The 14,559-nt window shown below is 59.6% G+C and carries 20 protein-coding genes and 1 tRNA gene; 11 read left to right on the top strand and 10 right to left on the bottom strand.

Going from position 1 to position 14,559, the window contains the following annotated elements:
- Positions 1 to 232: 232 nt before the first annotated feature.
- Positions 233 to 1,276 (top strand): NAD(P)-dependent alcohol dehydrogenase, encoded by a 1,044-nt coding sequence (locus WBV42_RS15360; RefSeq protein ID WP_423986795.1) that lies wholly within the window; start codon positions 233 to 235, stop codon positions 1,274 to 1,276.
- Between the two features lie 6 nt (positions 1,277 to 1,282).
- Here the strand turns inward: WBV42_RS15360 and WBV42_RS15355 are convergent, their stop codons facing one another.
- The 4 genes from WBV42_RS15355 to WBV42_RS15340 all read right to left on the bottom strand — a co-directional run bounded on the left by WBV42_RS15355 (position 1,283) and on the right by WBV42_RS15340 (position 2,888).
- Complete coding sequence (locus tag WBV42_RS15355; protein ID WP_423986794.1) at positions 1,283 to 1,654, bottom strand: hypothetical protein; 372 nt, start codon at positions 1,652 to 1,654, stop codon at positions 1,283 to 1,285.
- Positions 1,655 to 1,742: 88 nt separating this feature from the next.
- On the bottom strand, positions 1,743 to 1,919 hold the full coding sequence (locus tag WBV42_RS15350; RefSeq protein ID WP_423986793.1) for a zinc ribbon domain-containing protein: 177 nt from the start codon (positions 1,917 to 1,919) through the stop codon (positions 1,743 to 1,745).
- Positions 1,920 to 2,488: 569 nt separating this feature from the next.
- Positions 2,489 to 2,561: transfer RNA gene (locus WBV42_RS15345), tRNA-Arg, on the bottom strand.
- A gap of 24 nt (positions 2,562 to 2,585) precedes the next feature.
- The gene (locus WBV42_RS15340) at positions 2,586 to 2,888 is read right to left on the bottom strand and encodes a twin-arginine translocase TatA/TatE family subunit (protein ID WP_394337463.1); all 303 of its coding nucleotides are present in this window, start codon (positions 2,886 to 2,888) and stop codon (positions 2,586 to 2,588) included.
- A gap of 357 nt (positions 2,889 to 3,245) precedes the next feature.
- Between WBV42_RS15340 and WBV42_RS15335 the strand changes: the two genes are divergently transcribed.
- Positions 3,246 to 4,070 (top strand): HD domain-containing protein, encoded by an 825-nt coding sequence (locus WBV42_RS15335; protein ID WP_066145896.1) that lies wholly within the window; start codon positions 3,246 to 3,248, stop codon positions 4,068 to 4,070.
- Here the strand turns inward: WBV42_RS15335 and WBV42_RS15330 are convergent.
- Both WBV42_RS15330 and WBV42_RS15325 read right to left on the bottom strand, forming a co-directional pair.
- On the bottom strand, positions 4,067 to 5,173 hold the full coding sequence (locus WBV42_RS15330; RefSeq protein WP_423986792.1) for a glycosyltransferase: 1,107 nt from the start codon (positions 5,171 to 5,173) through the stop codon (positions 4,067 to 4,069). The genes WBV42_RS15335 and WBV42_RS15330 overlap by 4 nt on opposite strands.
- Before the next feature lie 41 nt (positions 5,174 to 5,214).
- Complete coding sequence (locus WBV42_RS15325; RefSeq protein ID WP_423986796.1) at positions 5,215 to 6,261, bottom strand: glycosyltransferase family 4 protein; 1,047 nt, start codon at positions 6,259 to 6,261, stop codon at positions 5,215 to 5,217.
- A gap of 166 nt (positions 6,262 to 6,427) precedes the next feature.
- Here WBV42_RS15325 and WBV42_RS15320 point away from each other — a divergent pair, with 166 nt between their 5' ends.
- The 3 genes from WBV42_RS15320 to WBV42_RS15310 all read left to right on the top strand — a co-directional run bounded on the left by WBV42_RS15320 (position 6,428) and on the right by WBV42_RS15310 (position 7,972).
- Entirely contained in the window at positions 6,428 to 6,703 is a 276-nt protein-coding gene (locus tag WBV42_RS15320; protein WP_253226054.1) for a ribonuclease P protein component 4, read from the top strand.
- 191 nt (positions 6,704 to 6,894) lie between these two features.
- Positions 6,895 to 7,341: a DUF5799 family protein gene (locus tag WBV42_RS15315; RefSeq protein ID WP_423986791.1), complete on the top strand. Its 447-nt coding sequence runs from the start codon at positions 6,895 to 6,897 to the stop codon at positions 7,339 to 7,341.
- Between the two features lie 28 nt (positions 7,342 to 7,369).
- Positions 7,370 to 7,972 carry a protein sorting system archaetidylserine decarboxylase gene (locus WBV42_RS15310; protein ID WP_423986790.1) on the top strand — a complete coding sequence of 201 codons (603 nt, stop codon included), beginning with the start codon at positions 7,370 to 7,372 and terminating at the stop codon, positions 7,970 to 7,972.
- Here WBV42_RS15310 and WBV42_RS15305 read toward each other — a convergent pair.
- Positions 7,969 to 8,124, bottom strand: coding sequence for a DUF7557 family protein (locus tag WBV42_RS15305; RefSeq protein WP_190303785.1), 156 nt, complete (start codon positions 8,122 to 8,124; stop codon positions 7,969 to 7,971). The two genes, WBV42_RS15310 and WBV42_RS15305, sit on opposite strands and share 4 nt — an antisense overlap.
- Before the next feature lie 226 nt (positions 8,125 to 8,350).
- On the opposite strand from WBV42_RS15305, the gene WBV42_RS15300 reads away from it, so the two are divergent.
- Positions 8,351 to 8,584, top strand: coding sequence for a DUF7563 family protein (locus WBV42_RS15300; protein ID WP_049805629.1), 234 nt, complete (start codon positions 8,351 to 8,353; stop codon positions 8,582 to 8,584).
- Positions 8,585 to 8,788: 204 nt separating this feature from the next.
- Here WBV42_RS15300 and WBV42_RS15295 read toward each other — a convergent pair whose 3' ends face one another.
- On the bottom strand, positions 8,789 to 8,962 hold the full coding sequence (locus WBV42_RS15295) for a hypothetical protein (RefSeq protein ID WP_423986789.1): 174 nt from the start codon (positions 8,960 to 8,962) through the stop codon (positions 8,789 to 8,791).
- 331 nt (positions 8,963 to 9,293) lie between these two features.
- On the opposite strand from WBV42_RS15295, the gene WBV42_RS15290 reads away from it, so the two are divergent.
- The 5 genes from WBV42_RS15290 to WBV42_RS15270 all read left to right on the top strand — a co-directional run bounded on the left by WBV42_RS15290 (position 9,294) and on the right by WBV42_RS15270 (position 14,172).
- A complete protein-coding gene (locus WBV42_RS15290) occupies positions 9,294 to 9,746 on the top strand; it encodes a ferritin-like domain-containing protein (RefSeq protein ID WP_253226395.1) in 453 nt (150 codons plus the stop codon).
- Positions 9,747 to 9,795: 49 nt separating this feature from the next.
- Positions 9,796 to 10,086, top strand: coding sequence for a DUF5779 family protein (locus WBV42_RS15285; RefSeq protein WP_423986788.1), 291 nt, complete (start codon positions 9,796 to 9,798; stop codon positions 10,084 to 10,086).
- 264 nt (positions 10,087 to 10,350) lie between these two features.
- Complete coding sequence (locus WBV42_RS15280; RefSeq protein ID WP_423986787.1) at positions 10,351 to 11,121, top strand: helix-turn-helix transcriptional regulator; 771 nt, start codon at positions 10,351 to 10,353, stop codon at positions 11,119 to 11,121.
- Positions 11,122 to 11,333: 212 nt separating this feature from the next.
- Positions 11,334 to 12,008, top strand: coding sequence for a hypothetical protein (locus tag WBV42_RS15275; protein ID WP_423986786.1), 675 nt, complete (start codon positions 11,334 to 11,336; stop codon positions 12,006 to 12,008).
- 325 nt (positions 12,009 to 12,333) lie between these two features.
- The gene (locus WBV42_RS15270; RefSeq protein ID WP_423986785.1) at positions 12,334 to 14,172 is read left to right on the top strand and encodes a hypothetical protein; all 1,839 of its coding nucleotides are present in this window, start codon (positions 12,334 to 12,336) and stop codon (positions 14,170 to 14,172) included.
- 6 nt (positions 14,173 to 14,178) lie between these two features.
- Here the strand turns inward: WBV42_RS15270 and WBV42_RS15265 are convergent, their stop codons facing one another.
- A complete protein-coding gene (locus tag WBV42_RS15265; RefSeq protein WP_423986784.1) occupies positions 14,179 to 14,316 on the bottom strand; it encodes a DUF7503 family protein in 138 nt (45 codons plus the stop codon).
- A gap of 26 nt (positions 14,317 to 14,342) precedes the next feature.
- On the bottom strand, positions 14,343 to 14,559 hold a 217-nt coding region (locus WBV42_RS15260; RefSeq protein WP_423986783.1), incomplete at its 5' end, for a hypothetical protein.

The following is a 14,559-nucleotide window of genomic DNA, read 5'->3' as shown; positions in this document are numbered from 1 at the left end:
GGATGATGTTCTCCTCGCTCGCATCCCAAAAGTGGATGTGCGAGTCGATGACGAATACGTCCTCCTCGTTCTCCCATCGACCGTCCCCAGTTCCTCTGTACATGTCCATCTAAGTAATGGGCCGAACTCACATAATCTTCACTTATAATCATGCAATATGTGTGCCCCAAATCATATGCCCGGCGACTCGTTCACGAATATTTATGACTGAAGCAGGAGTGGTTTAGACGTCATGGAAGCCGCACGCCTGCACGCGTACACCGACGACATGGAAAACGGCCTCAGCATCGATGAAATCGACAGGCCGGAACCCGAACAGTCGGACCACGTCGTCGTCGAAGTACAAGGGGCCGGATGGTGCCAGACGGACAACCACATCATCGAGGGGTTGTGGACGGACTACGTCGAACAGACCCTCCCGATGACCCTCGGCCACGAGAACGCCGGGGAAATCGTCGAAGTCGGCGACGAGGTGAAAACGGTGAGCGTCGGTGATACGGTCATCTGTCACCCCGTGATGACCTGCGGACAGTGCCGCCAGTGCCGTCTCGGCGAGGACATGTACTGTGAAAACGTCCAGTTCCCCGGACTGACGACGGACGGCGGGTTCGCCGAATATTTGCTCACCAGCGAGCGCTCGGTCATCCCGCTCCCCGACGGCGTCGACCCCGTAGAGATCGCTCCCCACGCCGACGCCGGAATCACGGCCTACCACGCGGTCAAGAAAGCGACCCGAGTGTTGAACCCCGGCGACCACGCCGTCGTCATCGGGGTCGGCGGACTCGGGCACATCGGCCTCCAGTGTCTCGACGCGATGAGCGCCGCCGAAATCACGGCGCTCGACGTGAAGGAGGAGGCCCGTGATCTGGCCGACAGCCTCGGCGCACACCACACGGTCGATCCGACGACCGAGGACGTAGCGACGGTCATCGGGGACATCACCGACGGCGCGGGTGCCGAGCAGGTCATCGACTTCGTCGGGCGGGACGAAACGACCGCCTACGCCCCGGATATCGTCGCCCCCGGCGGCGATCATCACATCGTCGGCTACGGCGGCCACATCCACGAACCCTCCCAATCGCTCGTGAACGGCGAGTTCTCCTACCGCGGCACGCTCGTCGGCCGCTACACCGAACTCCAAGAACTCGTCACGCTAGTCGAACGCGGCGACGTCTCCCTCCGAACCTCCCGCTACGATCTCGGCGACATCAACACCGTCGCGGAAAAACTCGAACACGGAGAAATAGAGGGCCGAGCGGTCATCACGCCGCCGTGACATTCGCTACGCGTTCGTCCCGACCCACTCTGCACACAGTTCGATCGTCGGAAGCAGCGGGACATCGCTGTCGCTGAGCGCGACGAACAGCGCTCCGTCCTCGTCCGGGAAATGGACGACGACCGCTTCGTCGAACGTGTAGAGGGCGAAATCCAGCGCGCCAGTGCGGAACACGTTTTCGGCGTCCTCGCGTGCCTCGGTTCGGAGCAGTGACTCGTCGTGAAGTCGCTCGAAATCGTCGGGTCGGAATCGTCCATCGATGTCGCCACGGGCGAACAGGAGTTCGTACCCGTCGGGTCGCGCATCGGCGACCACCAACAGTGCCGACCCGAGTTTCGATTGGAGGGCGGCGACGAACGCTTCGTCTGACTCGAACACGGTAGAGGAAGTTCGGCCACCGGAGCTATCAAGGTTTGGTGTGATTTGCATCGAAATCGAACGACTAGACGACCGATCATCCTCCGAGTCAACCGCCGTTCGACTCCCCCACTCGCTCGATATCGGTCGAACCGCAGTACGGGCAGTTCAGATCGGGAAGCTCGGCCAGCGCCGTCGAATACCGGAACGTGCTACCGCAGTAGCCACATCGATACTCGTCGCCCTCTATCGTGAAGAGTCGTCTGACCGCGTCGAGGAGACCCATCGAGGAACCTTCACCACGAAACCACATAACGTTCGGTCGTCGTTCCGACCGCCCTTCGGAAGGGAGAGAGAACCGAGACCGTCACGAACGGGAAGAAGAGAACCGGTCCATGACGGCTCGGTCTTGCCTGACTTGGCTGTTTGAGCGGCATCGGAAGACGCCGCGTTTCTCGCTCACCGTTGCCGAGCAATAAATCTTTCATCATGACTTCGAGATTTTACGAAGATTACACACGATCCGTATGGTTCGGTGCCGATTTGCTCACTTCGTTCGCGATACGGACGCCGCGGGAGCGTATGTCGAAAAGACAGTCCGGGCGTGGCGGGAGCGAGTGAAACGGGACGTTCCGGCCGCGCGGCGCTTTGCTCACGGCATTGCCGTTCGCATCGAGGCGCTTCGCGCCTCGTAGTCGCTCCGTTCCGGGCTGTGACTCGTAGGATTCGAATCCCTAGCACGTTCTTGTGGCTTACTGTCGTTCGCCACAAGAACGCGCGTGGCGGGACTCCCGCGAGCGAGGAACGAGCGAGGGGGAGTAAGCCACGCGCGTTGACGAAGCGAAGCGTAGTCAACGGGCGTGGCGGGATTCGAACCCGCGGTCGAGAGGTTAGGAACCTCTCGCCCTATCCGCTAGGCCACACGCCCTCATATAATTTCGAAGAAAAACGTCTACGAGTCGGTTTCGGTTTTCGTGTTGGTGCTGGTTTCCGTCTCCGTCTCCATCTCCGTCTCGGTTTCCGTGGGGGAAACGGGTTCGCTCTCGACTTCCTGTGCAGGACTGGACGTGCCGGAGCTCTGCATGTCTTGGAGTTCCTGCTCGACTTCTTCACGACCTTTCTTGAACTCACCCATCGCCTCTCCCGTGGAGCGTGCGAGTTCCGGAATCTTGTTTGCACCGAACAGGAGAACCGCGATGAGCAGAATCACGACGAGTTCTGCTCCGCCGGGAATCGGCCCGAATAGTGGTATCATTTCGAACATCCTCTACCAGTTTCTTACCCATTGCCAACTATAGGCTTTTTGCTCTTCTCAGGGTCGAGACCACGACGCCACGAATCGCCTTCGTTGCTCGAATACATCCCACTCGTCGTTTCTCTCCCGTCGTCATCTCACAGAACGATGACATCGGTTGCCTGCCAGTAATCCGCCCTGACGGTGTACTTAGCCATTGGCAGTCGGACCGCAGACGTAGCCGAGAGGTTCGGACGCTACACGTGGATGGACGAAAACCGCTGACGGAACGCTGACGGGGTGGTATTGCGAGCGTGTGAAAAATAATCAGAAACGCTCCCCGAGAGCTTTTCCCTCCAGAACGAGAATAGGGTCGGCATGGATACGGAACCAGCCGAAAGTGAAATCGATGACGGGCGGCATGCCTACGACCCGGATGCCGAACACGCCTTCCCCGACGAAAAGCTGAACGAGGTGCTCGAATTCATCGCGAACGACGAGGAGATTCAAGCGTATCTCGACGCCCAGAACGTCAACGCGGTTACGCGCAAGGGATACAACGACCACGGCCGAAAACACATCGAGATCGTTCGCAATCGTGCGCTCCTCCTCTATGACCTCCTGAAACGCGGCAACGTCGAGTTCAACGGCGCGGCCGACGAGGGACTGGACGAGTCCGACGAGAGCGTCATCATCGCCTTCGCGTCGACGCTCCACGACATCGGTCACATCGTCCACCGCGACGATCACTCCTACTACTCGATTCCGCTCGCGGCCGACCTCCTCGACCGGGTTCTGCCGAACTTCTACGACGTCGAAAACACGGTGCGGATGAAGGGCGAAATCCTCCACGCAATCCTCTGTCACCACACGGAAGAAGACCCGCTCACGACCGAAGCGGGCGTCATCCGCGTTTCGGACGCGCTCGATATGGAACACGGTCGTTCGCGCATCCCGTACGAGAAAGGTGGACGCGGTATCAACACCGTCTCCAGTCAGGCCATCAAGAAGGTCACGCTCCGGCAAGGGGACACCGTCCCCGTCCTCGTGGAAATCGAGATGCTGAACGCCGCGGGTGTGTATCAGGTCGATAACCTGCTGAAGGCGAAACTCCACGGCTCCGGACTCGAAGACGACATCCGTATCGTCGCCCTGAACGTCCGCGAAGGAAGCGACCACATCGTCGAGCGCGTCGAACTCTAACGGACGTTCTCGTACACGGCCGCCAACTGCTCGACGGCCCGTTCGACGCTGACCTGATTTCTCCGGGCGAGACACGTTTCCCGAAGTTCGTCGTGTTCCGCCAGCGCGCGGCGAATCGCGGCACGGATTCCCTCGATGTCGCCGCTCTCGAAGTGATACCCTGTTTCTCCCGCGACGACGGTGTTCGACAACGCGCCCGCGTTCGCACCGACGACAGGAGTTCCACAGGCGTTCGCTTCGAGTGCGACCAACCCCTGCGTTTCGACCGGACTCGGAAACGCGAACACGTCGAGGGCGGTGTAAAACGCCGCCATTTCGTCGCGTTCGAGAAAGCCGAGGAACCGAACGTCCGCGTCACAGTCGGCCGCCTGCTTTTCGAGCGACTTTCGGGCGGGACCGTCGCCGCCGAAGAGGAGGGTGATGTCCATCCCGTCGGCCGCCTCGATGACTTCCGAGAGGCGCTTTTCGTAGCCGTGGCGACCGGTGTAGCCGATGATCGGCGTGTCGACGTCGAGATCGTACTTCCGGACGAACGCACCGGTTTCGACCGGATGAAACCGCTCGATGTCCACGCCGTTCGGAACGACGTGAACCGGCGCATCGACGCCGACCGTCTCGACGACGTGTCGCTTGGTCGCCTCGCTCGGTGTGAGTACCGCATCGGAGCGCCCGAAGAACCACCGTTCGTACGCCCCTGCGGCCCGTTCGACGTAACCCGCGACGGAGTCGTTCGGGACGAGGTAATCCGCGTACTCGCCGGTCGGTGTGTGATACGAAGTCACGAATGGCCGATCGTGTTTTCGGGCGAGTCGAAGGCCGCCGACGCCGATGGCGAAGGGCGTGTGCGCGTGAACGATTTCGGCGTCGAGGACGGCCTTCGGGATGCGGGGCGTTCCGAGTCGATACCCTTCGTAAAACGGGAACGGCAGGCTTCCGATGGGGTGTTCGCCTTGCTCCGGCGTGTAGCCGTCGGATTGGGGATACACGACGTCCATTCGACCGCCGTTCTTCTCCCAGAAGTCGCGCCACGTCCGTATCGTGTAGGTGACGCCGTTGATGGTCGGTAGATATGTGTCCGTGAAGGCGGCGACCCATCGGCTCATTAGTCGGGAATTGGAGGACGGGGTGTTAAGGACTTGTGACTTCAGACCAGTTTTGAATACGTCTCGACAAGTTCCTCGCCGACCCGCTCCAAACTGTGCTCGGCCGCGGTTTCACGGGCGTTCTCCCCGAGACGGTCCCGTAGTTCCGGGTCGCGGTGGAGCAGTTCGAGCGCGCGGCGGAACTCCGTCTCCGTCTCGCATTTCAGGCAATCCACACCGTGCGTGAAGAACTCGTCGAAGACGGGGATGTCCCGGAGGACGACGGCCTTGCCACAGGCCATCGCTTCGAGGACGACGATTCCCTGATTTTCGACCTTCGCCGGGAAGCAGAACACGTCGCCCGCCGCGAACGCACCGCGTTTGTCCTCCACCCACCCCGAGAACGTGACGTTGTCCGGCGGGTTTTCGGTCCAGCGCTTGACCGTCGAACTGGCGTGCGGGCCGTCGTCCACGGTTCCGAACCACACGAAGTCGAACGCCGTCTGTTGTGCCACTCGGCAGAACGTCGTGAGACCCTTGCGCTCGAAGACGTTGCCGAGCGCGAAGACCACCATCCCGTCCAGGTCGTAGCGCGCGCGGTACTCGTCGCGGAACGACTGGAATCCCTCCAGCGATTCGGCGTCAACACCGTTCGAAATCGGCTGAATCGGCGCATCGACGGGATACCGTTCGAGGACGGATTTCGTGTATTCGCTCGGACAGAGCACGAGGTCGGCCTGCGAATAGAACCACTTCAGATAGCGACCGAGGGGGCGCGCGGCGATGCTCGATCCGCGAAAGCTCTCGGCGAAGTCCTCGCTCGTGACGTGCGCGTGGAGGACGAGCGGGATGTCGTTGCGCTTGGCGTGACGTGCGACGGCGATCGACCCCGGGCCGATGACGTTGCAGTGAGCGAGGTCGAAATCGGTGAAGAAACCACTCCCTACCGCTCCCGATGGGAGTGCATGGAGGGGCGTTTTTCCGTTCCACGGCGACGTGACGACATCCACGTTCGTCCCCGCGAGCGCCTTGCGTTGCTGCTTTGTGGAGGTTCCGATGCCGCTACGGGCTAACTCGGATTCGAGTTCGAGGTAGTTGAGTACGCGCACTGCGGGGGAGATGGCACAGTGACCCATTACTCCTTTCGGAAAGGAGTCATTGACCGACCGCAAAGTATTTGTTCCCGTACGAGCATGACTCGCATGGGGCAATACAGGAACGATTTCTATCCTTGTCCTGTCTCGCCCCGGAAACCCCCCACCCCCCCCATTCCGAATGACAGTAGCTCAAGAGCGAATAGAGCGTCTCACCGTACTTGCACGGGACGCCACCGCAGAGTGTAACGACGACCGAGCGCGCGAATACGTCCGCCTCGCCAGACGAATCGCCGAACGCCAGCGGTTGTCCCTCCCGAGACAGTTCAAGCGATTCACCTGCGATGCCTGCGACGCCTACCTCCGCCCCGGAAAGAACGCGCGCGTCAGACTACAGGGCGGCCACGTCGTGGTTACCTGCGACTGTGGCAACCAGACGCGCTACCCGTACGACTGACCGCTATCATCTCCCTCCCGCGGTTTTTGATTTCGGCGATATTCTCCCCGGAAAGGAGTGATTACACCCTCTTTCGCCCGCCGTAGGAACCACCTACTGCGGGATTTTCGACACCACGGTTGCAGCTTCACCGCTTGTTTTCCGCAAGTGTAGACGAAAACACCAAGTCTCGTGCCACATCAATGTGGGGTATGAGCGGACAACGGTGGACGGACATGATCGTGGGGGACAGGATGGCTGTCGATAGGGAGTTCATGGAGGAAGTGACGAACTCCCAGTTTTCACGGCAGGAGTGGGGACTGGTGATGACGGCCGTGGAATTCGAGATCGAACACCCCGAGGACGACGAGCGGGCGAAACTCGTGGCGGACACGAGCAAGGTCGAGCAGGTGATGCCCGAGATGGACAACATCCAGTCGCAGATGAACTCGATGTCGGGCAAATCATCGAAAAAGGATAGTAAAGGCGTGTTTAGCTCGGTCAAAAGCGCGCTCGGATTGGGTGGCGGCGACTCCGGCGTGGACCAGGACCGACTCTCGGCGGCCGAGGCGTTAGCACAGCAGTACGCCGACGAACTACAGGACCGCCTCGAATCGAAGGGGAAGTGGGCGCGCGTCAGGACCGCGGTTCAGGACTGATGGGCGGGTCACACGGGGGGTCGAACCGATGAAGATCGTTCCGGACGCGTGGCGATACGCCGCGCCGCCGCTGTTGTTGGCCGGACCGCTGGGATTCCTCTCACCCGTTGGGACGCTGCTCGCGCTGGCGACGGGAGGTGCAATCCTGCACTTCTTCCGCGACCCGGAGCGGAACCCGCCAGTGGAGGGAATCCTCTCGCCCGCGGACGGGCGCGTCTCCGTGATTCGGGAGGAGGGAGACCGCGTTCGCGTCGGCGTGTTCATGAACGTCACGGACGTTCACGTCAACCGCGCACCGGTCGGCGGACGCGTCGAGTCGGTCGAACACGAACCCGGGAAACACCGTCCGGCGTTCAGCAAGGATTCGGACAACAACGAAAAGGTCCACATCGGGTTTCCGTCCTACGACGTGACGCTCATCGCGGGCGCGTTCGCGCGGCGGATTCATCCGTACGTCGAATCGGGCGACGAACTGGAACGCGGGGAACGGTTGGGTCACATCGCGTTCGGCAGTCGGGCTGACGTACTCCTGCCACCATCGGTCGACGTGACGGACATCGAAGTAAGAAAGGGACAATGTGTGCGCGCTGGAGAGACGGTGTTGACTCGTTCCGAGGTGCGGAGCGACTAGTCGCTCGAATAGTCGCCGCCGTGGAAGAGCGTCAGTTCCTCTGCCTCGTAGATGTTGACGAGTTCGGTGATGATTTCGTCGTAGGATTCGTCTTCGACACGCAGGCTGTCGAGCCGTGAGACGGTCTCCTCGTCGAGTGTTATCTTGGGCATCAGTGTCCCATACCGCCCCGACGTTCATTAAAGCATAGGCCGGGAGAGATTTTGGGGACGGTGTCATTCGCCCGATTCCGACTGGAAACCGACTCATCCGCCGAGTAAGGGGTCGTTACCGGAATCGTAGAGTTGTCTTTCCGTTCGATAGTGGTTGGTTTCTCCCCGACAGCCACCGGATAACAAAGTACCCACACTGGTGTTAGTCGTACCGACGAGGCTTAGCATGACAACGACAAACAGCCAGATTGCAAGTGGCAGTGACACAGTCGCCGAAAACCGATGCCGAAGCTGCGGTTCCTTCGTGACACGCGATTTCGCACGCGTGTTTGGCAACAACGAGAACGAGGTCTTCGGCTGTCTCGAATGTATGACCGCGACTGAAGTGAAGAAGGGCGGTGCGCGCGCGGAGTTCGTGGACACCTCGAAACTCGTCGGCGGTCGAGAGCCGATCCGCTGAGTCGAACCGGCAGTTCGTCTCGGAACCGTACTGGGGGGTACGGTCGAAAGTGAGGTCGGTTTCCGGAAGCGAGGGAGGAAAAACCGTTTGCGGTTCTTTTTCGGATGAGACGAAGATGGCAAGCGTCAGCAGCGCTCGGAGTTGTCGTTTGGAGCGGTCGCTCGATGGTGAGAGGATACGGAGAAGTCGACGGGTGAAATCCCGTCAGTCCGCGTCGGCCGTCGGTTCGGTCAGCAGTTCGCCACCGCGCTCGAACACGCGGCTCGCGTCAGGTGCTTCGTATGGCGGTGTGTGGCTGATCTCCGCCATCGTTCGTTTCTCTCGATTCGATCGTCCGCCATCCGTCGTCGGTTCTCGCTGTTGGTTGTCGTCGGTCATTGTTTGTGTGCGTTGGTCACGTCGTCTCTATGTGGTGGTTTAGCTTGCCACGATGCACTGTCGGCTCAGTTTCGTGTCGATTCAGTCGTTTTCTGGTGTGAGTAGGTAGGGGAATCAGACCCCTACGATGAGAATCGGGCCGACAACAGTGTCGCTCGCAGTGGTGTGCGAGACATTGACTTGCCGTTTCATCGTTAGCATGTGTATGTGTGACACAGATATATAACCGTTGTGCGCGAGGCAACGATTGCCAGGCGGTAGCGGACGGTTCCGAACGCATCCGGGTGATCCGCCACAATCGTAAGGAGGGTTGGCGTCATATCGTCGGACGATGACGAGCGAGGAAGTAACGGACCTACTCAAAAAGGCGTACAGCGACGAAATCGAAACCGTGATGAACTACCTCACGAACTCCATCGTCCTCGAAGGAGTGAGCGCCGAAGAGGTGCGTGAAAGCCTCGAAGAAGACATCCAGGAGGAGTTGGGTCACGCAGAGCGGATCGGGCAGCGACTCAAGCAGTTGGACGAACGACCACCCGCATCCTACGACTTCGAGGCGCGACAGGAAGGACTGCAACCGCCGGAGGACAGCACCGACGTGCTCTCGGTCATCGAAGGGGTTCTCGAAGCCGAAGAGGACGCCATCGAGACCTATCGGTCGGTCATATCGGCAGCGACGGACGCGGACGACCCCGTTACCGAGGACCTCGGAGTCACTATCCTCGCCGACGAGGAGGCCCACCGGACGGAGTTCCGCGGGTTCAAGCGGGAGTACGAAAACTGATTGACACACCAAGGCAAGGATTTTTCTCGGGGCGATGAGAGATACCGCCATGAACGATTCCGGGTTCGATTTGGACCTTCAGGCGGCCGAACAGGATATCGACTTCGACGGGGATGCCCGTGTCATCCTCGGCGTCCTCGACGGAACGACCGCCGTCGGGGAACGAGTCGAGGCGATAGAGCGGGGACACACGCTCGTCCTCGCCATCGACGGCGACTTGACCGAGTTGGCGGCCGATCTCGCACCGGCCGTGAAAAAAGGCGGCGGGAATTTGGTGCATTTCCGGAAGTTTCTCATCATCTCACCGCCCGACATCGAAATCGATACGAGCGAACTCTGAGAAACGCCCGCGCCGATGGAGGTAGACAGTAGAAAACCACTGCCCGGATTGCGTCAACGAGGACCTCAGGGTGGCCCAAGCGGTAAAAATACAGTGACAGTATATAAAAATTCCATTCTAGAGACCACAAATTTGAGCTACCCGTAGAAAATACCTATTCATCTGGAATCTGATAGCTGGCTGGTTGAGAGCGATAGTGAAAAGAATCGCTCCGATGTACTGACACCTGCCGCCATAGAACAACACCAGTCCCTCATCAAGTACGTGCTTCGCTCCGGGGCACGGACAACAGTGTTACAGGCCATCGTCGATGGCGACGAGACGACACAGGCACTGCTGAATCGGAATCTCGCGAGCGAATCCGCCGTGTACAACGCGCTCACCGAGTTGGAAAATCGTGGATTGATCTACTCCCCCCGGGCGAAGCGCTGGGCACCGACGGGAACCGGGTCGGTCGTCTGTGACCTCGTCCGTGAACAACGGGAAACTGAACAAGCACTCGCGATCGACGCCGACTACTGGCAGCGACACGACACCGCCGCGCTCCCCTCCACCGACGTGTTTCGTATCGCCGACCTCGTCGACGCTACCGTCGTCCGAGCGACCGACACCCACCCGTCACGAGCAGTACGGGAGATCGAACGCCGACTCGAAACCATGACATCCGCGTCGGTCATCGCACCCATCTTCAACGAACGATTTTCGGACGCCCTCCTCGATGGCCTCGACCACAACGGAAAATCGCGACTGATTCTGGGGACGAACGTCCTCAACTCCCTCCTCGAAGAACCGTCGATCCCGATGAACGACGAGTTGGAGGTCCGAGTGGCGAACGTCTCGTTCGCCTTGACGGTGACTGACGACAGCCTGTTGCTCTCACTTCCGCTGCTCGATGGGTCCTACGACGCAGGGGCGGAACTCATCGCCGACTCCGAACGGGCACATCGGCGAGGAACGAGGCTGTTCGAGCACGTCTGGAACGACGCCGAACCGGTCGCCGACTACATCGAGTCGCTCGACGACACCGTCACGTAGTGGCCGTCAGGATCCCGAATTCGAACCTGTATCGACGGGTTCGACGTGACACACCCGGTCCCTCATTTTCGCCCGAATCGTCCGTCCTTGCCAGTCGAGATTCCACTTCGAGTGCCAACCAGTCCAGTCCCGAGCACGTACGCCGCCGACGGACCGTCCGCATACAAACTGTTCCCCCGTCGATTTATGCGTTCTCCGACGGTATTCGGGGTATGCCCTTGAAAGAGACGGATGCGTCGAACACGTATCGAGAGATCGACCGATGGGACGGTGGCGTCGGTTGGCTGGCACATCCGGACGAAACGATGGAGCGGGCGAGTCACGCGCTGTCCATCGACGGTGATGTGTGGGTTATCGACCCAGTCGATGCCTCGTCGATAGACGAGTTGTTCGCGGAGTTCGGCACGGTCGCCGGTGTGGTCGTCCTCCTCGACCGCCACATGCGTGATGCCGAGGCTGTCGCCCAGCGACACGACGTGCCGCTGTACTTACCCACGTGGGTTCGCCGGAGCGTCAGCGGAGTTCCCGTCCGTCGGTTCGGAACGACGCTCGCCGATACGGGACTACGGGTGCTGAAGCTGTTCGACAATCCGGCGTGGCAGGAGGCCGCACTGTACGACGAAACGGGTGGGACACTCGTCGTCCCCGAATCCGTCGGCACTGCGGACTACTTCCGAACCGGCCACGAGCGGTTGGGAGTCCACCCGATAATCCGACTCTTCCCGCCGGACGAACTGCGAGGGTTGACACCGAAACGTATCCTCGTTGGACACGGTCCTGGCGTCTTCGACGACGCGCCGGTAACGCTCGCCGATGCGCTGGACGGGTCCCGTCGTCGGTATCCCTCCTTGCTGGTGGAGACCGTTCGTGGGTTCGTATCGATGTGATACCGTAAGAATTACAAACTGCCGATAGTTTTTTAACATTCGATTGATATCTACGACGTATGTGCCTCGAGAGCCGGAATCAAACCCCTCCAGAGACGGAGGTAATCCGGTGACAATCTCGTTCGATTCCCACGCAGACGGAATCGTAATACAGGACCCAATCGAGCGGTGCACGTTTTCCCTCCATACGTTCGATGCGGTTCACCCCGTTGCGGTCGACACCGACTCGTTTTGTTTTCCGGTCGACCGCGCAGTTCGCGTTCGGACTTCCGGACTCCGCCTTCCAATCCCGACAGCGGTCTACGTTCGCGATGCGTCCGGTGAGATGTTGACGAGTATCGAAGGGATTCAACACGAGGAACTCCCGAGCGGGACGTACACCATCGAACTCTGCCCGCCGATCAAACTATACTTGCACGTCGAAGGGACAGTCAGTATCAGCGCTTCGTTCGAGGACGTGACTATCGATTTCGACTCGGTAGTGGACGTGATCATCGGCGGGCGGTCGCTTCACCGACGTCCGGCGGGAACGGTGACGACGACGACGGACCCGGAAGACATGATGGCAGCGATTTCGACGTTCGGGGCGGCGCTGAAGACGACCAGTCCCGAACGGTCGTTTCCAACCCTTCGGGGCCATCCTCCGGTGGTCGAACTCGGCGAGGAACTCCACGTTCCGGACGGGTTGAAACCGCCGGAGACGGGCATCACCATCGAGGTTCCGCCCGAGTACGGCTCGATTTTCCCCGTCGCGCCACTTGCATACTATCTCGGGGCGAAGCTCGTACCTGGAAACACGCCACGAATCGTCACGGACGAATTCGAACAGTCGCTCGACACGCCCCTCGGCTTCGAAAAGGAGGTAGAACGGATACTGAAACAGACGTTCCTCTTCGACTGTATCACCCGTACCGAGGGGTTGTATCCGGTCGATTTATACGAACGTCAAGAAGTCGAATCGATGGTCGATTTGGACTTCGAAACGCTGTACGATACTCCGTCGGCAAAGCGCTTGGAGGCGTATCTCTCGGTTCCGTACAGTCTAGTAGAGGAGTTCGTTCCGGACTGGCAGTTGACGACCCACGTCTCGCCGATGTCAGATAACGTGGAGATGCTCCCGTTCCTCGTCAACGACCTCGCGGTCATACGGACGCCACATGCGAAGGAGGTGTCCGCATCCTCGATACAGGTACCCGCAGTCGAGCAGTTCGTTCGCGGGAAGACGAGAAGTCTGTCCGAACCGGCTGCCAACCCACGTTCGTTCGTCGAACCCGAACCGTCGGACTCGCTCGAAGAAGTGTGGGTCGGCGACGATGCACCGCTCGGCGCGAGCAAGGCGACGGTGACCGCGTTTCGAAACCGGCTCGAACGTTCGGCCAAGGACGGGGCGATCGACATCACGGTCGTCTGTAACGATATCGAGATGAACGAAGAGCGGGACCTCGCGGACGAGGTGTACGGGTCGGGACGGGACCTACCGTTCGACGTGACCGTTCGGTACGAGTTGACCACGGAGGAACTCCGTACCGTCCTCGAATCCGAGGCACAGTTCCTCCACTACATCGGTCACATCGACGAGAACGGGTTCAAATGTATCGATGGGATGCTCGACGCCATGGAACTCGATTCCGTCGATGTGGAAGCGTTTCTGCTAAACGCCTGCCAGTCGTACGAACAAGGGATGGCGCTCATCGAAGCGGGTGCCATCGGTGGTGTCGTCACGATGAGCGACGTGATAAACAGCGGGGCGGTTCGTATCGGAAAGGCAATGGCGCAGTTGTTGAACTCGGGGTTCCAGCTGTCGGCGGCGCTGAATATCGCCCGAGATCAGAGTATCATCGGTGGCCAGTACACCATCGTCGGAGATGGAACTATCAACGTCGTTCAGACGGAAAGTAACGTTGCAGTGGTTCTCGTAATCGAATCCAACGGCGACTCGTTCGAGCTAACCCCGGTCACGTATATCACCAACCGCGGTGGTATCGGTGGTCTAGTTACGCCGCGTCTCTCGGAACGAAATCGGATGTATCTCGCATCGGGTACGCTACCGTCCAGTACGCTTACGAAGAGCGAACTCGAGGAGAACCTCCGCATCGAAAACGTCCCCGTTCATGTCAATGGACAGTTCACGTTGAGTTACTCGATCGACGTAGAATCGATTTGAGTCGTTTTACGGACCGATCGGACCGACAGCGTACGTGGAAGCTGCCGTGTTTCCTGCTTGCGTGAGTAGCAACATCATCGCGAATAGGACACCGATCATTCGTGGTCTTTCCGCCAGATACGTGGTAAGATCGTCTTTTACCATGAAAATACCCTTTGTCCAGAGATATATTAAATTTCCCCATAGATTATTGAAACAATCTGTGAGGATGTCGGGTGAATATTATTGTCCGAGGACGTGAACGAGATGCACAGCAACTCGTTGTGGGATCCCTGAGAGGGGTACCGGGCGACGGTATTATTTAAATACGACACGAAGAGGTGCGTGTGGTCTACATCACTCGTGGACTGAACGACGCACTTCTCGAACTGGCGGCGGACGCCGAAC

The sequence above is a fragment of the Haladaptatus sp. genome (genome assembly GCF_049589095.1).
Classification (GTDB): domain Archaea; phylum Halobacteriota; class Halobacteria; order Halobacteriales; family Haladaptataceae; genus Haladaptatus.
The sequence above is the reverse complement of the archived record's forward strand: the minus strand, read 5'-3'. Positions and strand labels throughout refer to the sequence as shown.

Coding starts and splice junctions, on each gene's coding strand:
- WBV42_RS15360 (WP_423986795.1), top strand. CDS start 233: ATGGAAGCCGCACGCCTGCACGCGTACACCGACGACATGGAAAACGGC.
- WBV42_RS15350 (WP_423986793.1), bottom strand. CDS start 1,919: ATGGGTCTCCTCGACGCGGTCAGACGACTCTTCACGATAGAGGGCGAC.
- WBV42_RS15340 (WP_394337463.1), bottom strand. CDS start 2,888: ATGATACCACTATTCGGGCCGATTCCCGGCGGAGCAGAACTCGTCGTG.
- WBV42_RS15335 (WP_066145896.1), top strand. CDS start 3,246: ATGGATACGGAACCAGCCGAAAGTGAAATCGATGACGGGCGGCATGCC.
- WBV42_RS15330 (WP_423986792.1), bottom strand. CDS start 5,173: ATGAGCCGATGGGTCGCCGCCTTCACGGACACATATCTACCGACCATC.
- WBV42_RS15320 (WP_253226054.1), top strand. CDS start 6,428: ATGACAGTAGCTCAAGAGCGAATAGAGCGTCTCACCGTACTTGCACGG.
- WBV42_RS15315 (WP_423986791.1), top strand. CDS start 6,895: ATGAGCGGACAACGGTGGACGGACATGATCGTGGGGGACAGGATGGCT.
- WBV42_RS15310 (WP_423986790.1), top strand. CDS start 7,370: ATGAAGATCGTTCCGGACGCGTGGCGATACGCCGCGCCGCCGCTGTTG.
- WBV42_RS15305 (WP_190303785.1), bottom strand. CDS start 8,124: ATGCCCAAGATAACACTCGACGAGGAGACCGTCTCACGGCTCGACAGC.
- WBV42_RS15300 (WP_049805629.1), top strand. CDS start 8,351: ATGACAACGACAAACAGCCAGATTGCAAGTGGCAGTGACACAGTCGCC.
- WBV42_RS15295 (WP_423986789.1), bottom strand. CDS start 8,962: ATGACCGACGACAACCAACAGCGAGAACCGACGACGGATGGCGGACGA.
- WBV42_RS15290 (WP_253226395.1), top strand. CDS start 9,294: ATGACGAGCGAGGAAGTAACGGACCTACTCAAAAAGGCGTACAGCGAC.
- WBV42_RS15285 (WP_423986788.1), top strand. CDS start 9,796: ATGAACGATTCCGGGTTCGATTTGGACCTTCAGGCGGCCGAACAGGAT.
- WBV42_RS15275 (WP_423986786.1), top strand. CDS start 11,334: ATGCCCTTGAAAGAGACGGATGCGTCGAACACGTATCGAGAGATCGAC.
- WBV42_RS15270 (WP_423986785.1), top strand. CDS start 12,334: ATGTTGACGAGTATCGAAGGGATTCAACACGAGGAACTCCCGAGCGGG.
- WBV42_RS15265 (WP_423986784.1), bottom strand. CDS start 14,316: ATGGTAAAAGACGATCTTACCACGTATCTGGCGGAAAGACCACGAATG.